This window comes from Actinoplanes sp. NPDC004185 (assembly GCF_053603475.1).
Genome location: NZ_JBSGFR010000022.1, coordinates 69,875 through 89,749, shown reverse-complemented (window position 1 = coordinate 89,749; position 19,875 = coordinate 69,875). Strand labels below are relative to the sequence as shown.

Annotated in this window: 20 protein-coding genes and 1 other RNA gene; 16 read left to right on the top strand and 5 right to left on the bottom strand. The window is 69.2% G+C overall.

All coding sequences use genetic code 11. From position 1 onward, the window contains the following. Nucleotides 1–10 precede the first annotated feature (10 nt). From ACWEOZ_RS23045 to mctP, 7 genes are all read left to right on the top strand, one after another. Entirely contained in the window at nt 11–595 is a 585-nt protein-coding gene (locus ACWEOZ_RS23045; protein WP_451912737.1) for a flavoprotein, read from the top strand. Nucleotides 596–616: 21 nt separating this feature from the next. Further along, nucleotides 617–1,462, top strand: a complete 846-nt coding sequence (locus tag ACWEOZ_RS23040) for a Nif3-like dinuclear metal center hexameric protein (RefSeq protein WP_451912736.1) — start codon at nt 617–619, stop codon at nt 1,460–1,462. A gap of 11 nt (nt 1,463–1,473) precedes the next feature. Continuing rightward, on the top strand, nt 1,474–2,208 hold the full coding sequence (locus ACWEOZ_RS23035) for a zinc ribbon domain-containing protein (protein ID WP_451912735.1): 735 nt from the start codon (nt 1,474–1,476) through the stop codon (nt 2,206–2,208). Then, the gene (locus tag ACWEOZ_RS23030) at nt 2,166–3,344 is read left to right on the top strand and encodes a bifunctional RNase H/acid phosphatase (protein WP_451912734.1); all 1,179 of its coding nucleotides are present in this window, start codon (nt 2,166–2,168) and stop codon (nt 3,342–3,344) included. Before ACWEOZ_RS23035 ends, ACWEOZ_RS23030 begins: the two co-directional genes overlap by 43 nt. 98 nt (nt 3,345–3,442) lie before the next feature. Further along, on the top strand, nt 3,443–4,741 hold the full coding sequence (locus ACWEOZ_RS23025) for a glycoside hydrolase family 18 protein (RefSeq protein WP_451912733.1): 1,299 nt from the start codon (nt 3,443–3,445) through the stop codon (nt 4,739–4,741). 163 nt (nt 4,742–4,904) lie between these two features. Beyond that, nucleotides 4,905–5,156, top strand: coding sequence for a DUF3311 domain-containing protein (locus ACWEOZ_RS23020; protein WP_451912732.1), 252 nt, complete (start codon nt 4,905–4,907; stop codon nt 5,154–5,156). Further along, complete coding sequence (gene mctP, locus ACWEOZ_RS23015) at nt 5,149–6,795, top strand: monocarboxylate uptake permease MctP (RefSeq protein WP_451912731.1); 1,647 nt, start codon at nt 5,149–5,151, stop codon at nt 6,793–6,795. Before ACWEOZ_RS23020 ends, mctP begins: the two co-directional genes overlap by 8 nt. Before the next feature lie 35 nt (nt 6,796–6,830). Here the strand turns inward: mctP and ACWEOZ_RS23010 are convergent, their stop codons facing one another. Next, nucleotides 6,831–7,292, bottom strand: coding sequence for a MarR family winged helix-turn-helix transcriptional regulator (locus tag ACWEOZ_RS23010; RefSeq protein WP_451912730.1), 462 nt, complete (start codon nt 7,290–7,292; stop codon nt 6,831–6,833). A 16-nt stretch (nt 7,293–7,308) separates the two neighbouring features. Beyond that, a complete protein-coding gene (locus tag ACWEOZ_RS23005; protein ID WP_451912729.1) occupies nt 7,309–8,061 on the bottom strand; it encodes a sulfite exporter TauE/SafE family protein in 753 nt (250 codons plus the stop codon). Between the two features lie 141 nt (nt 8,062–8,202). Here ACWEOZ_RS23005 and rnpB point away from each other — a divergent pair. Then, an RNA gene (gene rnpB / locus ACWEOZ_RS23000) (RNase P RNA component class A) lies at nt 8,203–8,605 on the top strand. A 328-nt stretch (nt 8,606–8,933) separates the two neighbouring features. On the opposite strand, the gene ACWEOZ_RS22995 is transcribed toward rnpB, so the two are convergent. Then, nucleotides 8,934–9,392 carry a hypothetical protein gene (locus tag ACWEOZ_RS22995; RefSeq protein WP_451912728.1) on the bottom strand — a complete coding sequence of 153 codons (459 nt, stop codon included), beginning with the start codon at nt 9,390–9,392 and terminating at the stop codon, nt 8,934–8,936. 124 nt (nt 9,393–9,516) lie between these two features. After that, nucleotides 9,517–10,164 carry a hypothetical protein gene (locus tag ACWEOZ_RS22990; RefSeq protein WP_451912727.1) on the bottom strand — a complete coding sequence of 216 codons (648 nt, stop codon included), beginning with the start codon at nt 10,162–10,164 and terminating at the stop codon, nt 9,517–9,519. A 478-nt stretch (nt 10,165–10,642) separates the two neighbouring features. Between ACWEOZ_RS22990 and ACWEOZ_RS22985 the strand changes: the two genes are divergently transcribed. The 6 genes from ACWEOZ_RS22985 (at nt 10,643) to ACWEOZ_RS22960 (ending at nt 16,457) form a co-directional block, all read left to right on the top strand. Next, on the top strand, nt 10,643–10,978 hold the full coding sequence (locus ACWEOZ_RS22985; RefSeq protein WP_451912726.1) for a hypothetical protein: 336 nt from the start codon (nt 10,643–10,645) through the stop codon (nt 10,976–10,978). Nucleotides 10,979–12,263: 1,285 nt separating this feature from the next. Beyond that, nucleotides 12,264–12,488 carry a hypothetical protein gene (locus ACWEOZ_RS22980; protein WP_451912725.1) on the top strand — a complete coding sequence of 75 codons (225 nt, stop codon included), beginning with the start codon at nt 12,264–12,266 and terminating at the stop codon, nt 12,486–12,488. 31 nt (nt 12,489–12,519) lie between these two features. Continuing rightward, nucleotides 12,520–13,158: a hypothetical protein gene (locus tag ACWEOZ_RS22975; protein WP_451912724.1), complete on the top strand. Its 639-nt coding sequence runs from the start codon at nt 12,520–12,522 to the stop codon at nt 13,156–13,158. 607 nt (nt 13,159–13,765) lie between these two features. Beyond that, nucleotides 13,766–14,827, top strand: a complete 1,062-nt coding sequence (locus tag ACWEOZ_RS22970) for a type I glyceraldehyde-3-phosphate dehydrogenase (protein ID WP_451912723.1) — start codon at nt 13,766–13,768, stop codon at nt 14,825–14,827. A gap of 9 nt (nt 14,828–14,836) precedes the next feature. After that, complete coding sequence (locus tag ACWEOZ_RS22965; protein ID WP_451912722.1) at nt 14,837–15,751, top strand: threonine/serine dehydratase; 915 nt, start codon at nt 14,837–14,839, stop codon at nt 15,749–15,751. Beyond that, the gene (locus ACWEOZ_RS22960; RefSeq protein WP_451912721.1) at nt 15,744–16,457 is read left to right on the top strand and encodes a hypothetical protein; all 714 of its coding nucleotides are present in this window, start codon (nt 15,744–15,746) and stop codon (nt 16,455–16,457) included. Before ACWEOZ_RS22965 ends, ACWEOZ_RS22960 begins: the two co-directional genes overlap by 8 nt. On the opposite strand, the gene ACWEOZ_RS22955 is transcribed toward ACWEOZ_RS22960, so the two are convergent. Continuing rightward, the gene (locus ACWEOZ_RS22955) at nt 16,393–17,658 is read right to left on the bottom strand and encodes an MFS transporter (protein ID WP_451912720.1); all 1,266 of its coding nucleotides are present in this window, start codon (nt 17,656–17,658) and stop codon (nt 16,393–16,395) included. The genes ACWEOZ_RS22960 and ACWEOZ_RS22955 overlap by 65 nt on opposite strands. Nucleotides 17,659–17,740: 82 nt before the next feature. Between ACWEOZ_RS22955 and ACWEOZ_RS22950 the strand changes: the two genes are divergently transcribed. Then, on the top strand, nt 17,741–18,652 hold the full coding sequence (locus tag ACWEOZ_RS22950) for a LysR family transcriptional regulator (RefSeq protein WP_451912719.1): 912 nt from the start codon (nt 17,741–17,743) through the stop codon (nt 18,650–18,652). Continuing rightward, nucleotides 18,653–19,798 carry a hypothetical protein gene (locus ACWEOZ_RS22945; protein WP_451912718.1) on the top strand — a complete coding sequence of 382 codons (1,146 nt, stop codon included), beginning with the start codon at nt 18,653–18,655 and terminating at the stop codon, nt 19,796–19,798. The last annotated feature ends 77 nt before the right edge of the window (nt 19,799–19,875 follow it).

Sequence of the window (19,875 nt, the reverse complement as noted above, 5' to 3'; positions counted from 1 at the left end):
TTCTCGGGTGATGAACATCAACACCTCGCCCGGCGTGCTGTACGTCCTCGTGTGCGGCTCGCCCATCGCCCGCGACGTCGGCGTGCTCGTCGACCTGGCGCAGCGGGACGGCTGGGAGGTCTGCGTGATCACCACGCCGGACGGGCGCAAGTTCATCGACGCCGCCGCGCTGCAGGCCCAGACCGGGCACGCGGTGCGCAGCTACTACAAGAACCCCGGCGACGATGACCTGCTGCCGCCGGCCGACGCGATGATCGTGGCCCCGGCGACGGTCAACACGATCAACAAGTGGTCCGCCGGCATCACCGACACCCTGGTGCTGGGTCTGCTGGTCGAGGGGTACGGCTTCAACATCCCGACGGTCGTGGTGCCGTACACGAACAGGGTCATGGCACTGCACCCGACGTTGCACGAGAGCATCGCCCGGCTGCGCAACTGGGGCGTTCAGGTGCTTTACGGCGACGACGTCGTACGCCTCGGCGGACCGGGACAGAACGACCGTTACCGGAGCCAGTTCCCGTGGCGGCGAGCGCTGCAGGCGCTACGCACCCGTTTCCCGGCCGACAACCGAGTCGAGCCCGGAGCCCGCTCCTGAAGCTGGGTAGAGTGGGCGGCCGTGACCGACTCTGCGCTACCCCCACCGACCGTCCGTGACGTGGTGGGCGCCCTCGACGCCCGTTATCCGCGCGCCTGGGCCGAGCAGTGGGACAGGGTGGGCCTCGTCCTCGGCGAGTTCGACACCCCGGTCAGCACGGTGCTCTGCGTGGTCGACTGCGTCCCGGAGACCGTCGAGGAGGCGGTCGAGGCGGGCGCGAGCCTGATCGTCGCCCACCATCCGCTGCTGCTCAAGGGCGTTTCGTCGGTCGCGCCGGACACGTACAAGGGCCGGATCGTGCATCGGCTGATCAAGGCCGACGTGGCGCTCTACGTCGCGCACACCAACGCCGACGTGGCCAGCCCGGGCGTCTCCGACGCGCTCGCCGCCCGGCTGGATCTGGTCGATCTGCGCCCGCTGGTCCCCGCCGCGCCGGGCAGCCCGGCCGCCGGCGAGGGGCGCGGCGTGGGCCGGGTGGGTGAGCTCGCCGCCCCGATGCCGCTGGCCGAGCTGACCACCTTCGTCGCCCGCCGGCTGCCGCCGACCGCCGCCGGGGTGCGTGCCGCGGGCGACCCGCAAAGACTGATCCGTACGCTCGCCGTCTGCGGGGGAGCGGGTGACTCGTTCCTGACCGACGCCGGCCGGGCCGGAGCCGATGCGTACCTCTGCGCCGATCTGCGGCATCATCCCGCGAGCGAGCATCTCGCCACCGGCGGCCCGGCTCTGCTCGACGCCGCCCACTGGGCCACCGAACGCCCCTGGCTCGACGAGCTGGCGGGCTGGTTGCGCGCCCAGTTCCCGGTCACGTCCCTCGTGTCCGACCTCGACACCGACCCCTGGACCGTGCACGCGGTCAGTGGAAAATAAGGAGACCTGACGTGAAGGCCGCCCCGCAAGACCAGCGCCGACTGCTCGATCTGCAAGCCGTCGACATCGCGCTCTCCCAGCTCGCCCACCGCCGCAAATCCCTGCCGGAGCTGGCGGAGATCGCCACGATCTCCCGCGAGCTGTCCGCGCTGGAGGACGAGCGGGTGCGCGCCCAGGTGGCCGTCGACGACCTCGACCGCGACATCGCCCGCTTCGAGAAGGACATCGAGCAGGTCCGCACCCGCAAGGACCGGGACCAGGCCCGGCTGAACGCCGGCGGTGCGCTGCGCGAGATCGAGGGCCTGCAGCACGAGCTGGCCACGCTGAACCGCCGCCAGTCCGAGCTGGAGGACGCCGAGCTCGAGCTGATGGAGCAGCGGGAGAGCGCGGAACAGGCCCTCAACGACGTGAAGAAGAAGCTGGCCGAGGCGAGCGAGCGCCGGGCCGCGGCCGAGGCCCGCCGGGACGAGGCGAACGCCGAGATCACCAAGGAGCAGGAGTTCAAGACGCAGGCCCGCGGGCCGCTCGTCGCCGACCTGCCGGCCGACCTGATCGCGCTCTACGACAAGATCCGCGCGGACTCGGGTCTGGGCGCCGCGCTGGTGCGCTCCGGCCGCTGCGGTGGTTGCCGCATCGAGCTGTACGGCGCCGACCTGGCCCGGGTGAAGTCCGCGCCCGCCGACGAGGTCGTCCGCTGCGAGGAATGCCGCCGGATCATGATCCGCACCGCGGAGTCCGGCCTGTGACGACCGAGCTCAGGGTCTTGGTGGAGGCCGACGGGGGGTCGCGGGGCAATCCCGGGCCGGCCGGGTACGGTGCGGTCGTCCTCGAGGAGGGCACCGGCGAGGTGCTGCTCGAGCGCTACGCCTCACTGGGCGTCACCACCAACAACGTCGCCGAGTACCAGGGGCTGATCGCCGGCCTGCGCGCCGCCGCCGAGCTGGGCGCCACCCGGGTCGACGTACGGATGGACTCCAAGCTGGTGGTCGAGCAGATGTCCGGCCGCTGGCAGATCAAGAACCCGGGACTGCGCCCGCTGGCCGCCGAGGCGGCCAAGCTGGTCGACGGCTTCGCCGCGGTGACCTTCGACTGGATCCCGCGCGAGCGCAACAAGCTGGCCGACGCGCTGGCCAACCGGGCCATGGACGAGGCCGCCGGCAAGCCCGTCGGCTCGGCCGCCCCCAGCTCCGGCGCCGGGAGCTCGGCGTTCGCGGAGCCGACCGAGCCCAAGGCGCCCCGGAACTGGGCGCCGCCGTCCCTGGACACCGCCACCCGGCTGATCCTGGTCCGGCACGGCGAGACCGCGATGACCGTCCAGGGCCGCTATTCCGGCCGCGGCGACGTCCCGCTCTCCGAGCAGGGCGAGGCCCAGGCGATGGCCGCGGCCGGGCGGGTGGCTGGCATCTCCCGCGACGTCACGGCCGTCGTCTCCTCCCCCCTGAGCAGGTGTACGCGCACCGCCGAGCTGATCGCCGCCGAGCTGGGCAACGTCACGGTCACCGTCATGCCGGAGCTGATCGAGTGCGACTTCGGCGACTGGGAGGGCCTGACGTTCGCCGAGGTCCGCGAGCGCTGGCCGGAGGAGCTGGACCGCTGGCTGGACTCGACGGCTGTCGCGCCGCCCGGTGGTGAGTCGTTCAAGACGGTGGCGAAGCGCGTACGCGGGGCCCTGGCGACGTTGCAGGCGGCGTACCCGTCCGGGACCGTCGTCGTGGTCTCGCACGTCTCGCCGATCAAGCTGATCCTGCGCGACGCGCTCGCCGCCGGCGACGCCTTCCTGCACCGGCTCTTCCTGGACGCGGCCGGCGTCTCCACCATGGACATGTGGCCCGACGGCGGGATCGCGGTCCGCTCGGTGAACGAGACGGCGCACCTGCGCTGAGGTATTGACCCCGCCGGGTGCGGGCGTTTAGCTTCCTCGATTAGGAAAGTTTCTTCACCATTCCTCTTCGACAAGCTCCGTCCGCCCCTGGAGGGCTCATGCGCGGATTCTCCCGTCGTCTGCTGGCCGTCGGCGCCGCCGTACTGGTCGGCGTCACGGCCGCACCCACCACCGCTCAGGCACACCAGAAGAAGTCGTACGTCAAGGTCGGATACTTCACCCAGTGGGGCATCTACGGCCGCGACTTCCAGCTCGCCAAGGTCCAGCAGTCCGGCGCGGCCGCCGGCCTCACCCACCTCAACTACGCCTTCGGCCCGGTCACCGCGGCCGGCGTCTGCGAGTCGGCCGACTCGTGGGCCGACTGGGGCGTGCCGTTCACCGACGCGCTCAGCGTCGACGGCGTCGCCGACGTGGCCGGCCAGCCGATCGCCGGCAACCTCAACCAGCTCGCCGAGCTCAAGAAGAAGAACCCGAAGCTGCGGGTGCTGATCTCGCTGGGCGGCTGGACCGGCTCGGCGACCTTCTCCGACGCCGCCCTGACCGACGCGTCCCGCAAGAAGCTGGTCAGCTCCTGCGTGGACCTGTGGATCAAGGGCAACCTGCCCGGCCTGTCCGCGGGCGTCGCCGCCGGCATCTTCGACGGTGTCGACCTGGACTGGGAGTGGCCCGGTTCCGAGGGCAACGCCGGGAACGTGATCCGGCCCGAGGACAAGCGCAACTTCACCCTGCTGACCGCCGAGTTCCGCCGGCAGCTCGACGCGCTGGGTCGCAAGACCCGCAAGCACTACGAGCTCACGGCGTTCCTGCCGGCCGCTCCGGCCAAGATCGACGCCGGCTTCGAGGCGAAGAAGATCTTCAAGTACCTCGACTTCGGCACGGTGCAGGGCTACGACTTCCACGGCTCCTGGGAGGCCCGGGCCAACCAGCAGTCCGCCCTGCGGGTCCCGCCCGGCGCGCCCGACAACCCGGACTTCTCCGTGGACGGCACCATCGACGCGTGGCGTAACCGCGGTGCCCCGGGCCGCCAGCTCGTGCTCGGCATCCCGTACTACGGCCAGGGCTGGACCGGCATCAGCGCCGCCGGCAACGGTCTGTTCGCCCCGGCCACCGGCGGTGCGCCCGGCAAGTTCGCGGTCGGCACCGAGGACTACAAGACCCTGAAGAACCTGCCCGCGCAGGGCTTCAAGGTGCACCGCGACTGGCGTTCCGGCCACTCGTGGCTGTTCGACGGCACGACCTTCTGGACGTACGACGACCCGGCGCAGATCCTGCAGAAGACGGCGTACATCCGTACCGAGGGGCTGGGTGGCGCGATGATGTGGTCGCTCGACGGCGACGACGAGAAGGCCTCGCTCACCCGTACCATCTCGGCGGGTCTCTGGACCCCCTGGCGGTAGCAGGTCCTCCGGCCGGGGTGGTGTGCCGTTCGGCGCACCGCCCCGGCCGTTCGGCGCAGGGTGATCACGGCCTGGCGCACCGCCGCAGAAGCCTCTCGGTAACCTGCGGCGATGGCCGTGACCACGGTCACCACCTCGTCTGAGCTCCGATGAGGAGGCCTTGATGTCCGCACCGCGCAGCGATCGCAGTCCCTGGAACTGGCTGCTGGTCATACCGATCGTGCTCCCGCTGATCACCCCGTTCTACAACTTCGACTCACCGAGGCTCTGGGGCTTTCCGGCCTTCTACTGGCTGCAGTTCTCGTTCATCTTCGTCGGCGTCATCACGACCTCGATCGTCTACCAGATGACCCGGAAACCACCGGCCGTCCCCGCCGGGGACCGCACCCCAACGCCGGAGGCCTCCGATGAGTGACCACATCACCGAGATCGTCGTCTTCACCTTCCTGTTCCTGCTGGTCAGCGCCATGGGCTTCGTCGCGGCCAAGTGGCGCCGGCCGACCGACATGGCGCACCTGGACGAGTGGGGACTCGGCGGGCGCAGCTTCGGCGGCTGGATCACCTGGTTCCTGGTCGGCGGTGACCTCTACACCGCGTACACGTTCGTCGCGGTGCCCGCGCTGATCTTCGGCGCCGGTGCGGCGGGCTTCTTCGCGGTGCCCTACACGGTGGTCATCTACCCGCTGTTCTTCCTGATCCTGATCCGGCTCTGGTCGGTGTCGCACCGGCACGGCTTCGTGACCCCGGCCGACTTCGTCCGCACCCGCTTCGACTCGCCGCTGCTGGCGCTGCTGATCGCCATCACCGGCATCGTGGCGACCATGCCGTACATCGCACTGCAGCTGGTCGGCATCGAGGCGGTGCTCAAGACGATGGGTGTGACCGGGGACAGCGCTTTGGCCCGGCACGCGCCGATCATCGTCGCGTTCGCGATCCTGGCCGCGTACACGTACCAGTCCGGGCTGCGGGCGCCGGCGCTGATCGCCTTCGTCAAGGACACGCTGATCTACATCGTGATCATCGTGGCGGTGCTGTACCTGCCGTACAAGCTGGGCGGCTGGGGCTCGATCTTCGACGACGCCAACGCCAAGTTCCAGGCGTCACCGGCGCCCGGCGACGGCATCACGCTCAACGCCAACAACCAGATCCAGTACATCACCCTGGCCCTGGGCTCGGCGCTGGCGCTGTTCCTGTACCCGCACAGCATCACCGGCGTGCTGGCCAGCAAGAACCGCAACGTGATCAAGCGGAACATGTCGGCGCTGCCGGCGTACAGCTTCCTGCTCGGCCTGATCGCCCTGCTCGGCTACATGGCCATCTCGGCCGGGGTGAAGCCGCTGCCCGGCGCCAAGGCCGGCAGTGTCGACAGCAACACGGTCGTGCCGCTGCTGTTCGACCAGCAGTTCCCGTCGTGGTTCGCCGGGGTGGCCTTCGCCGCCATCGGCATCGGCGCCCTGGTCCCGGCGGCGATCATGTCGATCGCGGCGGCGAACCTGTTCACCCGCAACATCTACAAGGAGTACCTGCGCAAGGACGCCACCCACGCGCAGGAGGCGAGCGTCGCCAAGATCGCCTCGCTGGTGGTGAAGGTCGGCGCGGTCGCGTTCATCATCTTCCTGGACCCGCAGTTCTCCATCGACCTGCAGCTCATCGGCGGCATCATCATCCTGCAGACCGCGCCGGCGGTGGCCATCGGCCTCTACACCCGGTGGCTGCACCGCAACGCCCTGATCGCGGGCTGGGCGGCCGGCATGGGCCTGGGGCTGTGGATGCTCTACCAGATCCCGAACGCGGCGACCAAACGCGCCCACTTCGGCGGCTCGGCGTTCCCGATGGAGAAGTTCGGCTTCGACACCCCGAAGACGATCTACGTCGGCTTCGTGGCGGTCGCGGTCAACCTGCTCGTCGCGGTCATCGTGACGCTGATCCTGCGGGCGATGAAGACCCCGGAAGGTGTCGACGGCACCGAACCGGACGACTACTTCGCCGACGAGGGCGACCCTCGGCTGGAGAAGGCCCGTACCACTCCGGAGACCCTCAGCTCCTCCACCTGACCCCGACCCGCTCGCGATCCGCGGCCCCGGATGTCCTATCCGGGGCCGCGGCCTTTCAGGTACGTGTCCATGTCCCGGGTCAGCCGCTCCAACATGCCGGCGAGCTCCTGTCGCTCGTCGGCTGTCCACTCCCGCAGCACCTCGTTGTAGACCTCACGACGGGCCTTGCTCACGGCGTCCACCTGCGCGAGGCCATGCGCACTGGCGGCCACGACACTGCCGCGGCCGTCCAGCGGATCAGGCGTACGCACGACGAGGCCGTCGCGGTGCAGGGCACCGACCTGCCGGGTCACCGTGGAACCGTCCAGATTGAGCCGGGTGGCGACGGCGGAGACATTCTGCGGGCCGGCCTCCTGCAGGAAGCGCAGGATCACGTACGCGGCGCGGTCGAGCGCACGATGCGGCCGCGGCGCGGAACGGCGGGTGGCCTCACCCAGCCGCATGAGCATGGCCACCTGGGTCTCGATGACCCGGAGAGCCGATTCGTCGTCCGCCATCTGTCCTTCCCTGCTTTCACCGGAACGCCCGCCACAACAGGATGAGCCCGACAACGGTCCCGAAGGTGACGATCAGCAGTTTCAACACCCGCGCGGGCAGCCGGCGTGCGATGCGCGCCCCCACATAGCCGCCGACGATCGTGGCCGGGGCGACGGCGAGCACCGCACCCCAGTGCACCGGCGCGAAGAACGCGAAAACCACCACGGTGACCAGCCCGACACCGGCGGAAAGCACGTTCTTGAGCGCGTTGATCCGATTCAACGTCTCGTCCAGCACCAAAGCAAGCGCCGCGACGTACATGACCCCCAGCGCGGCGCCGAAATACCCGCCGTAGATGGCCCCGACGAAGACGACGACCTGCAGGGTGACCTTCTTCTCGCCGGTCGACCGCCCGACCAGACCCTTCAGCCGGTCCTGAAAGAAGAGGATGGCGGCGGCGCCGAGCACCAGGAACGGCACGACAACCTCGAAGGCGCGGGCGGGCGTGCCGAGCAGGAGGAAGCAGCCGAGAGTGGCGCCGACCAGGCTGGTGGGGATGATGGCCCGCAGCCGCCGTCCCTGGCCGGCCAGGTCGGCGCGGCTGCCGACGACGCTGGAGACGTAGCCGGGGAAGACAGCGGTGGAATTGGTGACGTTGGCGTCGACCGAGGGGAGGCCGACGGCGATCAGGCTGGGAAAGGTGATCAGCGAGCCGCCACCGGCGATGGCGTTCACCACGCCGGCGGCGAGACCGGCGGCGACCAGCAGCACGATGTGGGCGAGATCCATGATGCCGAAGAATCTACGGGCCGGGGGTGGGAGGTGCTGGTTCGAGGCCCGGGTGTCGGCCCCCGGCGGGGCCTGGGTGCGGCTTTTGGTCCGTCGCCCGCGAGCGCGTCGGCGGCGTCGGTAGGATGGTCACGCGACGGACGAGTTGACCGGGCGGTCGCGTCGGTGTTCCCCCGGGAGCATCGCCGAGGAACGTCCGGACTCCACAGAGCAGGGTGGTTGCTAACGGCAACCCGGGGTGACCCGCGGGAAAGTGCCACAGAGAAAAGACCGCCGGCCTCGTGCCGGTAAGGGTGAAACGGTGGGGTAAGAGCCCACCAGCACCCCGGGCGACCGGGGTGGCTCGGTAAACCCCACCCGGAGCAAGGCCAAGCAAGGCCACCGCCGCGAGGCGGGGGCCGGCGCAGGCATTCGAGGGCTGCTCGCCCGAGTCTGCGGGTAGGCCGCAAGAGCATGCCGGCAACGGCACGCCTAGATGGATGACCGCCGCCGGCGGCCGAAAGGCCGCCGCGCACAAAATCCGGCGTACAGGTCGACTCGTCCGTCGCCCACCTGGTCGACACATTCGCCGTGACTCTGAGCTGGACATATGGTCAGTCATCGATGATCATTGGTGGTGATTGTTGGCCACGTTTGTCGGCTTGTGCACGGCATGACGGCATGAGGACGGCATGGGATTCGGTGTGAGCCTGGTGCGTGCTGGCCTCAGGGGCCAACCGCCCTTGGCAAGACACCGGACGTGGCTCGGATGTTCGCCTTCATCAAGCAGCCAAGGTGCATCGCTATGACGCTGGGTCGACGTGATCGCACCACGGTCGCCGAGATCCCCCTCAGGCGCGAGGGAGATCTCGGGATCTCCATGAGTGCGGACCTCAGAAGTCCGGTGCTTCGCCGGTCGGGTCGAGTTCTTTCAAGTCGGCAACTGACTCAGTGCATGCGTGGCTCGGTCGTGGGAAGACCTCACCGGACCCGCAGGCTGTGCAGGTGTAGATCACATGGACTCCGCACGTGCAGTTTCGCCATTCCTGCCGTGGTGCCATTTCTGTAAACGGTTCGTCGCACCATCGGCATGATGTCGGGGCGGTGTTGGTGTTGAGGGTGGCGTAGCGGTGGTAGCTGTAGGCGACGATTCGTGGATCCATGCTGCTGTGCAGCACGAGTTCGCAGAGTTCGTCGGGAGTGTTGACGGTCCGGTGTGTTTCGTAGGTGCTCAGCGAGTCTAGGCGGAGGGTCAGGATGACTTTCCACCTGAAGTTCCAGGCGTCTGCCGGGGCGGCGGCATCGCGGATGTTGCGGTGGTCTGGGGCGGCGTCCATCGCCGGCCTTTCCATGACGACCACAATGATCAGCTCCCGTGGTGTGCAGAAGTTAGGGACGCCGGCTGACGGAGAGCGGGCGGCTTGTGGCCACCGTGTTGCTGGTTCCGTCGGCCGGCGGGTGTTGATGTGTGGAACGTCAGCGGTGGTCGCGCCTGTTGCGTTCGCGACGGTCGCCGCTTTGGTCGTGTCTTTTGTCGACGAACCACAATCCGATGCCGAACACCGGGCCTCCCACGAGGAGGACGAGGAATCCCCAGAGTGAGACGGCCAGAACCGGGTCAGGTACATCGGGAATGAGAAGGCTCAGCAGGGCCACGGTTCCGAGCGCTGCTGATACCACGACCAGGAAGACGAACGCGCGTATCAGGTACGCCCTGGAGGTGATGAAGCCGACCATGACTTCTAGGCTCTCGAGCACCTTGACGCCGAACCAGAACGTGGTGTCGCCCTGGTCGTTCGCCGCGTTGTCCTCGATGCCCTGGTGGGGTCGCCGGATGATCAACGGGTTGGCGTCGATGGTGGGGATGGGGTTTGCAAATCCGTCCGCGATGTTGTCTTCGGTGACGTCGTCTTCGAAGACAAGCGGAGCGGGGTGACGCTGAGTAAAAGCTCGCCGGATGGCGAGGCGGAGCTTGATCCCCAGCGCGTGCATCCGGTTGCGAGCGACCAGTACTTCTGGGCTGCTCGCTGCCGAGGGGATCGATCGTGGATCAGAGGGGTTGGCCAGGAAGTCGTCGCTTCGGACGAGTTCCGGTTCGCTCCCCTCCTCTCCGTTGGTGGGCATGGGCATTGACCGTCCACCCTTTCGGAAGCCCGTCCAACGACTGTGTTGAGCGGGAGGGCGGCAGGCGCCGCCCTGTGGCAGTCACTTTAGCATCACGCGTCATCGGATTGCCCTACCAGATGCAGCAGACGTATGACTGAAGTATGCACTAAAGAGTCGGACCTTTCAGTCTGTCGGACCTAAACTGTAAACAAGCTCAACTGTTGTTATTGCAACTAATGGTGATAGGTTGGTCACACACAGAAGGCAGCGGGCTGGGAACATAGACGTTCGTCCACAACTTCGTGACGGAAGGGGGGACTGGCACGAGAATGATCTCTGTATGGTTGATGCACCGACACGCCGGACAGTAGGTGTGACGGTGGATCCAAAAATGCTGCTGATGTATGCGCACTCGTCTGCGATGTCGTGCGTTAGACAGCAGCAAAAGACGGAATTAGTTACAGTGAAGTGATGGCCCAGTCACCCAGGGTCAGAGATGCAGGAGGTAGAAGTCGTGTCGAACCCAGCTGGCTCTCTCGTGGAACAGGACGGCACGGCGAGGACTGGCGAGAATCCTCCGCCACCAACCGGGGAGAAGCCGACCGCCGAAGGTTCTGGAGGCAACGGATTAGTCCGGGTCACCGTCAACCTGACGAAGCGGTCCCACCGAGATCTACAGAGGCTTACTGAGGAGACGGGCCTCGGCAAGACCGACGTCCTCAACCGGGCGGTCCAGGTCTATGCGCTCGTCGAGAACCTACTCAACGACGGGGAAGGCGAGCTCATAGTTACGCGCAAGGACGGCAGTCAGCAGCGCATCTTCATCCTCTAGTCCTTCCCCGTAAAGGCCATTGCGAGCGTCCAGTGGGGTGAGCCGCCGGCCGAGTATCCTGCGGTGTGGGTACCTGTCGGCGACGACTATCCCGCGGCACCCTTCACAGTGATCTGGCAGTCTGCCTAAGCTGCCGGGCTGGTCAATGCGCGGCAGCAGCCCGTGCCTTCGAACTTACGACCCTTCGCTTGTAAGTCCTGGGCGGCTCGTCCAGCCACGTCCGTACGCGGCTGTAACCTCGGACGGTTGTCTGCTGGTGGATCACTCCGACCGGGGGAAATCCGTGCCGGTTGCTGTCACTGTTGCTGTCGTCCGCTACCCGTGACCGATCGAGTCACGGCGGTTTGGTTGGATCAAGCCGCGTACGAGGCCAGACGCTTTGCAGCGGTCTCGTCGGTGCTGACGACGTCCGATAGGTTGCTGTGCTTTGCTGCTGCACAAGTCGACCATGACTCCGTGCCTACCATGATTGCCTGCCCATGCCGTCCAGCTACCTGCGCGCCCGTCAGGTCTTCGATGACCCGTTCGACGGCCCAGACAGTCTCTGACGGCATAGCGACGGCATGGGACCTTCGTCAGAAAACATTTGCGCAGGTCAAGGGTATCGCCAACACCTGTATCTGGCGTACAGGTCGACTCGTCCGTCGCCTTCCTGCCGGGTCCTTGCTTATGGGCTCTGACCAGGTCTTACTCAGGCAGGACGGCGGGGCATCCCAGAGTCACCGGGATCTATTCGTCCGAATGCCGTTACGGTGGCCCGGTGCATGATCACAGCCTGGCCGCCTCCGGCGGTTCGTATGAGCACGAGAAGCACGAGGTGTTCCGGCACCTGCCGTTCCCCTTCGCGGACGGGCGGTTCCCGGACAGCCTCGGCTCAGTTGTCCTGCGCACTGTGCTGACGGAACCGAGCCAGTCCGTCAGGTCTTCCACACTGCTGACAACTCCTGGAGCGTCGGTGACGGAGTCAATGACCTGAACGAGCCGGGTGCGGTGGTCGTGACATGCATCGGGCAGCTGGTTGATCGTGACCCCTCCCTGGCCGAGTTGGTCGACCTTCAGCCAGGCTTCGAGGCCTACCGGGGCGGTCGAGGTGAGCCCTGGTTGCGAGAACCGTTCACCCAGCTGGACTGACCCTGCGTGCGGGCGGTCCCACGCTCGCCGTCAGCGGCTGTGCGCCGGGCTTCGATCAGCTGGACAGCACCGTCAGTGACCACTACGGCGTCGTCGCCGACCTGGTGATCCCGGCTGATGCTTGTCGGAGGGCCGAGCGGGTACGTAGCGTTCTGTGACCGCGAACCAGAAGGACAAGCGAGGCACCGCCGCAGCCATGCATGAGACCGCTGAGGCCCTCGAGCGCAGCGAGGCGATCCTGCACGAGAGCGCCGAGGATTCCCCGGATGCCGAGACGCGGCGGCGATTGCATCGGCTCGGTGATGAGGTCACCCGGCAGGCCATGGATATCGAGCGGCGGGCCGACCTGCTGCCGCCGCCGGACAGTCAGGATCGTTGACGCCGGCCCGGCGTGGTCTCACGCTGGGTGCATGGCGGTTTTCCGGGTAAGGCAGAGCGGCCGGCGGGTCTCCGCGGTCGACGCCTACGAGTTTCCCAGTGGGGTGCGGCAGCGGTTCGCCCTCCGGTACGGGGAGCTGTCCGGTGATGCCGTCCGGTCGGTTGAGGCCGCGGCGCGGCAGTGGTTCCGGCTCGCCGCCCGGCATCCGAAGGCACAGCTGGTCATGCCATCCGTGATCGTCGACGAGTTCTGCCGGGAGTTCGAGTTGCACACCCGGGAGTACGCGGAGTTCTGTGCCACGGCACTCGGGCGTCCGGTCATGCCCGCCGTCGCGAGCCGGCCCGGTGAGCTGGCGGCCACCTTCCGGTTCGCGCAGGAGGACGAGCCGCGCGAGGCCGGGTTGCTGCCGGCGCTGTTCCGGGTGGACCGGGAGGTCGCCGTCGCGGGTGGGCGGCGCTATCTGGCTGATTGCGGCGGCCGGGGCGTCTGCTACGAGCTGAAGGGCACCGTCTGCCTGCAGCATCTCGGCGGTGCCGGTAAGGCCCTCACCGGCCGCAGGTGGGATCTCAAGCGCGGCGGGTCCGGCACCGATGGCATGTCCGGGTACGGCGACGGTGGCGGTTTCGACGGCGGCGGCTGTGGCGGCTCCGGTTGTGGTAGCGGCAACTGACATCGCCGGCATGAATGAACTGTGCCAATTTCGGTGAACGGTCGGACCGCCGCGTCGGACCGGCCGGTGACAAACGCCGGGGAACGGTTCGCCGGTCGGGCTGCGGATCGACGGCCGGGTTCGTCTGCGAGGCAGGGTTTGAATGGTGGACGGGCCGGTCGGCCGTCGAAAGAGTTGACGATCAAAATCGGGCGGTAAAGGTTCGGTTATACCGGTGTCGCCATCGTAACGATTCAATGCCCTTCACCTGCGCTTATTCACCGGACCCGTTCGATGTGGGGTTGCCGGAGCCATGCTCGGCAGGTGCTTCGTCGACGTCCTTCGATTACTCAAGGGACCAGGTCAGAGGGGGTCCGCCGCTGGCCGGATGGGGAGTATTTGCAGGTAGTCACCAGTGTCCAGGGCGGACCTGCGGGTGAGTAGACTGCTCGCTCGGACCGTCGCACCGGGTGCCCGACATGTGAGTTTCTCCTCCGCCCGCTCCGGTTGACGTGCAACTTGCACACTCATAGTGTCTGCAGTGTGACGGCGAGTGCTCACTGGGTAGGATCCCGGTACGGTCGCGCCACGGTAAGTCCGTCGACCAACCGGCCGTAGGGAGTTCTTGGTGAGTATCGCGATCGGCATCAACGGTTTCGGTCGGATCGGCCGCAGTGTGATGCGTATTGTCGGTGCCTCAGCGGACACGGGAATCACCGTCGCCGCCATTAACGACATCGCTCCGGTCGACCGTTTGGCATACGGCCTCAAACGCGACAGCGTGCGCGGGCGATTCCCCGGAACAGTGTCCGCCGCCCCGGGCCAGCTCATCGTCAACAATCGCCCGATCTGGGCGTTCAACGAGTCGCAGCCGGGCCGCATCCCCTGGGCCGAGGCCGGCGTCGACGTGGTCATCGAGGCCAGCGGCCGGTTCCGCAGCGGCGCCGGGGCGCGGGACCACATCACCGGCGGCGGCGCCCGCAAGGTCGTCATCAGCGCGTCGGCCGACGACCCGGACGCGGTGCTGGTCTACGGGGCCAACCACGAGCTGTACGACCCGGCCCGCCACGACGTCGTCTCGCCCGCCTCCTGCGGCGTCAACGCGTTGTCGGTGATGGCCAAGGTCCTGCTGGAACGCTTCGGGCTGCGCTCGGTGCACACCTCGGTCGTGCTGGCGATCCAGGGCTGGCAGAAGGCGCAGGACTCACTCACCGGCTCCTCGCGCGACGACCCGCGGCTGGGCCGGGCCGTGCACGACAGCATCATCCCGCACAACCACGTCGCCGGTGATCTGCTCAGCGTCGCGCTGCCGCAGCTCGGCAAGGTGCGCTACAGCTACTACTGCGTGCCCACCCCGATCGGCTCGCTGGCCGAGCTGACCGGCTTCACCGACCGCCCGGTCAGCCGCGACGAGATCAACCGGGCGATGGCCGAGGCGGCGGCCGGCTTCCTCGGCGGCGTGCTCGACTACGAGCCCGACCCGACGGTGTCGGTGGACGTCCGGGACAACCCGGCGTCCTGCCTGTTCGACCCGTCCGGCACCCAGACCAGCGCCGACGGCGGCGTGCAGGTGCGCGGCTGGTTCGACAACGAGTGGGGCTTCTCGCACCGGCTGCTGGATCTGGCGCGCCTGATGGGGGAACGTGAGGCCGTACCGGTGGGGGCCCCGTACCGGTCCGGCGTCGTGTAGAACTGATCGGTGATCGCCACCAGTGAGGTCGAGGCCGCCGCGCGCCGCATCGCCGGGCGGATCAGGCGCACCCCGGTGTTCCGGGACGGGCCGGCGCTGCTGAAGCTGGAGTTCCTGCAGCACGCGGGGTCCTTCAAGACCCGGGGCATGTTCAACCGGATCCTCACCGCGGCCGAGCACGGGCTGCCGGCGGCGGGCGTCATCGCGGCCTCCGGCGGCAACGCCGGGCTCGCCGCGGCGTACGCGGCCCGCGAGCTGGGCGTGGCCGCCGAGATCTACGTGCCGGTCACGGCCCCGCCGGTCAAGGTGGCGAAGCTGGCCAAGCTCGGCGCCCGGGTGGTCCAGGTCGGCCAGGAGTACGCGGAGGCGTACGAGGCCGCGGTCGTGCAGGCCGAGGTGACCGGGGCCCTGTTCTGCCACGCCTACGACGATCCGGACATGGTGGCCGGCAACGGCACCCTCGGCCTGGAGCTCGCCGAGCAGCTGCCGGACGGCTTCGACACGGTGCTGGTGGCTGTCGGCGGGGGCGGCCTGATCGCCGGGGTCGCCGCCGCCCTGCACGACCGGGCCCGGGTGGTCGCGGTCGAGCCGGTCACCTCCGCGGCCCTGCACGCGGCCCTCGAGGCCGGTGGCCCGGTGGACATCCCGGTCTCCGGAGTGGCGGCCGACTCCCTGGGTGCGCGCCGGGCCGGGACGATCGCCTACCGGACGGCCGCCGCGGCGCAGCTGCCGTCGGTGCTGGTGGACGACCAGGCGATCGTGGAGGCCAGGCGGCAGTTGTGGGAGGACTACCGGATCGTCGTCGAGCACGGCACCGCCGCCGCGCAGGCCGCGCTGACCTCGGGTGCCTACGTGCCGGAGCCGGGGGAGCGGGTCGTGGTGCTGCTCTGCGGCGCGAACACGAACCCGGCCGACCTTGCTTGAGCAGGTCCGCCTCATCGAACGGGTGCGGGAGGTGTGCCGCGCCGACAGCCGGATCGAGGCCGCCCTGATGTACGGCTCGTTCGCCGACGGCACGGCCGACGAGCACAGCGACATCGAGTTCTGGATGTTCTTCACCGCCGGGCCCGCCGACCCCCGGGCCTGGATCGAGCAGGTCAGCCCGGTCACCCACCTGGTCCGCAACGAGTTCGGCGCGCACGTGGCGTTCTTCCCGGGGCTGATCCGCGGCGAGTTCCACTTCGCCGGCACCGCGGACATCGCCTCCGTCCGCGACTGGCCGGGCGGCGAGATCGTGCCGGTCGTCGATCGGCACGGGCTGCTGGAGCAGTCACGCCCGCAAGGAGTCCCGGACCGTACGGCGGATGTCTGCGGGCGCTTCGCCAACTGGCTGCTGCTCGCCCATCACGTCGGGCAGCGCGGTGAGGTGCTGCGGCAGCGGGACGCCCTCGCGCACGCCCAGCGCCATCTGCTGTGGATGGCCCGGCTGGCCGAGGGCCGCACCGAGCACTGGCTCACCCCGTCGCGGCAGGCCGAGGCCGAGCTCAGCGTGGCCACGATCGCGGCGCTCTCGCGTACCCATGAGGATGTGAGCGCGGCCTGGCAGGCCGGCCGCGCTCTCTGGATCAAGCTTGAGCCGGACCCTCCGGAGCGGCTTTTCGCCGAGCTGGACCGGGCGCTGCGGAGCTGAGCGCGGTCACGCCCAGCAGGACCAGCAGCACCCCGCTGAACCACAGCATCGCGGTGGTCGCCGGCAGGAAGTGGGTCGCGATGCCCAGGCCCAGCGCCGGGCCGATCAGGCCCAGGTAGGCGATGAGGAAGAGCCCGGCCAGGGCCTCGCCGCGGACCGCGGGCTCGGCCATCGCCGCGACGGCGCCGACCGCGGACTTGAAGAGCAGGCCCGCGCCGCCGCCGGCGACCGCGCCGCCGAGCAGGAACAGCGCCAGCGAGGACAGGTGCATCCCGGCGCCGAGCACGACCAGCCCGGCGGCCTCGGCGGCCAGGCCGGCGGTGAACCGGTGGGCCGGGCGGAGCAGCGTCGAGCCGGCCTGGGTTCCGGCCGCGGCCCCGAAGACCAGGAACACCACGACGCCCGCGAGCAGCCGGCCGGGGCGGTGCAGCGAGCCGGCGACGAAGCTGGGCGCCAGCGAGGTGAACAGGCCGAAGACCGCGAAGCCGGCGAACGCGCCGGCCGCGGCGACCGCGTAACCCAGCCGGTCGGCGGCGGCGACCCGGATCCGCTGCGGCCGGTAGCGGGGGGCGACGGCGGGCGCGACCACCGTCTCGGGCGTGGCCGCGACGGCGACCGCGCTGAGCGCGAGCAGGACCAGAAAGACCAGGTACGGGGTACGCAGGGGAGCGTCGACGAACTGCGCCAGCGCCCCTGCCACCAGGGTGCCGGTGCCCAGCCCGCCCAGGTTGGCGGCCGCGGAGATCAGCTCGAAGCGGCCCCGCCCGGCGTGCGGCCGGTGCGCGACGTGCAGCTCCAGCAGGTACGCGGTGGCGGTGGCGGTGATCAGGCCGACGCCGAGGCCGGTGACGAACCGGGCGATCAGCAGTCCCGGCAGGGCCGGCCAGACCAGGAACAGCACCGCGGCGACGGCCTCCAGGGCCAGGGCCGGGAGCAGGACGCGCTTGCGGCCGACCCAGTCGGAGACGTGGCCGCCGAGCAGCAGGCTGGTGACGACGCCGACCGCGTACACGGCGAAGACGACCGTCACGGTGAACGGGGAGAAGCCGTCCTGCTGCTGGTAGAGCGGGTAGAGCGGGGTGGGCACGGTGGAGAACGCCATCGAGATCGCGAAGACGGCGGCGATCAGCCAGAAGCCGGTGCCGTGCCGGGCGGAGCCCTGGCGGGTCCGCGGCGACTGGGATGGAGCAGTAACGGTCATGTCCTCACAGTGCGTCACGCGCAGCATCACGTCCAACGAAGGTTTCTGCTCGTACCTATCACCGAATGCGATAGTTGAGCGCATGGAGCTTCGTCACCTCACCTACTTCGTCGCCGTCGCCGAGGAGGGCAGCTTCACCCGGGCCGCCACCCGGCTGCACGTCGTGCAGTCCGGCGTCTCCGCGGCGATCAAGGCGCTGGAGCACGAGCTGGACGCCCCGTTGCTGGAACGCACGTCCAAGCGGGTCGCGCTCACCGACGCCGGTGCCGCGCTGCTGCCCCGGGCCCGGGCCGCGCTCGACGCCGCCCGGGCTGCCCGGGACGCAGTGGACGAGGTCCGCGGCGGGCTGCGCGGCACCGTACGGATCGGCACGCTGACCGCGATCGGGCTCGTCGACCTGCCGGCGCTGCTGGGTCGCTTCCACCGGACCCACCCGGCGGTGACGCTGCAACTGACCGTGTCCACCCGGGGCTCCGGCGGCCTGGTCGACGCGCTCACCGACGGCCGGCTGGACCTGGCGCTGGTCTCGGTGCCCGGGCGCCCGCCGGCCGGGGTCCACTTGCGGCAGTTGCTGTGGCGCCCGATGGAACTGGTGCTCCCGGCCGGTCACCGGCTCGCCGGACGGCCGGTGGTACGGGTCGAGGATCTGGCCGGTGAGCAGTTCGTGGACTTCCCGGTGGGCTTCGGCAACCGCACGGTGGTGGACCGGGCGTTCGCGGCGGCCGGGGTGCAGCGCCACGTGTCGCTGGAGGTCGTCGACATCAGCACCGGTGCGGGCTTCGTGCGGCACGGGCTGGGCATCGCGATTCTGCCGCGTTTCGCCGTACCGGATGAAGTGGACCTTGTGGTTGTACCGGTCGCGGACGCGGACCTGGACTGGCCGCTCGGGGTCGCCACCTCGGCGGTCCGCGCGCCGGGCGCGGCCGCCCGGGCCCTGCTCGGCATGATCGACGATCACCTGCGCCCGCCCGGGGCTCTCCGCGATGCTGGGTGAATGTCCTCCGACCAGCAGATCCAGTCGGTTCGCCAGTTCCGCCGGTTCGCCCTGGTGGTGTGCCTGGTCGGCGTGGCCGTACAGCTGGGCCTGACCGCCTACTACCTGGGCATGGGCCACAAGGCGACGCCGCACGACGTACCGGTGGGCCTGATCGCGCCGGACGCCAAGCGGGCGCCGATCGTCGAGCTGCTGGAGCGCGACGGCGTCTTCGCAGTCAGCGGCTACGCCAACGTCACGGACCTGCAAGCCGGGATCAAGAGCCGCGAGGTGTACGGCGGAGTCGACGCCAGCGCCGCACAACCGCACCTTTATCTCGCCTCCGCCGCCGGTCCCGCCGCCGCGAGCCTGATGCGCGCCACCTACACCTCGGTCGTCGGCCAGCAGAACGCCGAGCAGCTCGCGGCTCTGGCCGCGCAGGGCGACACGATCTCGGTCGCCCAGGCGCGGGCGCTCGCCGCGGCACCGGCGGTCACCGACGTGGTGGCGCTGCCCGCCGACGACGTCAACGGCGCGTCGCTCGGCTTCCTCACCCAGGCGCTCGCGCTGGGCGGCACCATCGCCTCGGTCGGGCTGGGCCGGCTCATCCCGCGCACCCGGCGCTCCTGGAAGCGCGGCCTCGGCCACCTCGGCACCCTGATCGTGTACGCGCTGGGCTCGGCGGCCGTGGTGCTCTGGTCGATGACCTGGTTCGGCGTCGGCACGGACGCGAACCACCCGGAGATGTTCGGCATCTTCGCGCTGCTGTCGCTGGCTATCACCGGCTCGACGGCCGGTGCGGTGGCCCTCTTCGGCCCCGGCGGCGCCCTGCTCGGCGGTCTCTACTTCACCGTCGGCACGGTCATCTCCGGCGCGAGCATCCTGCCCGAGTTCCTGCCGGGGTTCGGCCGCCTCCTCGGCGAGAACCTGCCGACCGGGGCCGGCGTGCAGGCGGTCCGCGACAATCTTTATTTCCCGGCCGCCCCGATCGGCGCGCACCTGCTCGTGCTGTCCCTCTACGCCGGGCTCGGATGCCTGATGGTGCTGGTCACGAACCTGCTGCCGAACCGCAAGGACCGCACCAGCGAGGTCGATCTGGAGCTGCGGGACCGCATCGAGGGCGGCGAGCTGCGCGAGCCGGTGCCGATTCCCCCCGGTATTTCTTGATCCGTTGTGACGTTCGGCTCGTGGTTCCCTTAACAAGTGCGGCGTAAGGTCAATCCCGTGCTTGAAGCGTCAAGTGC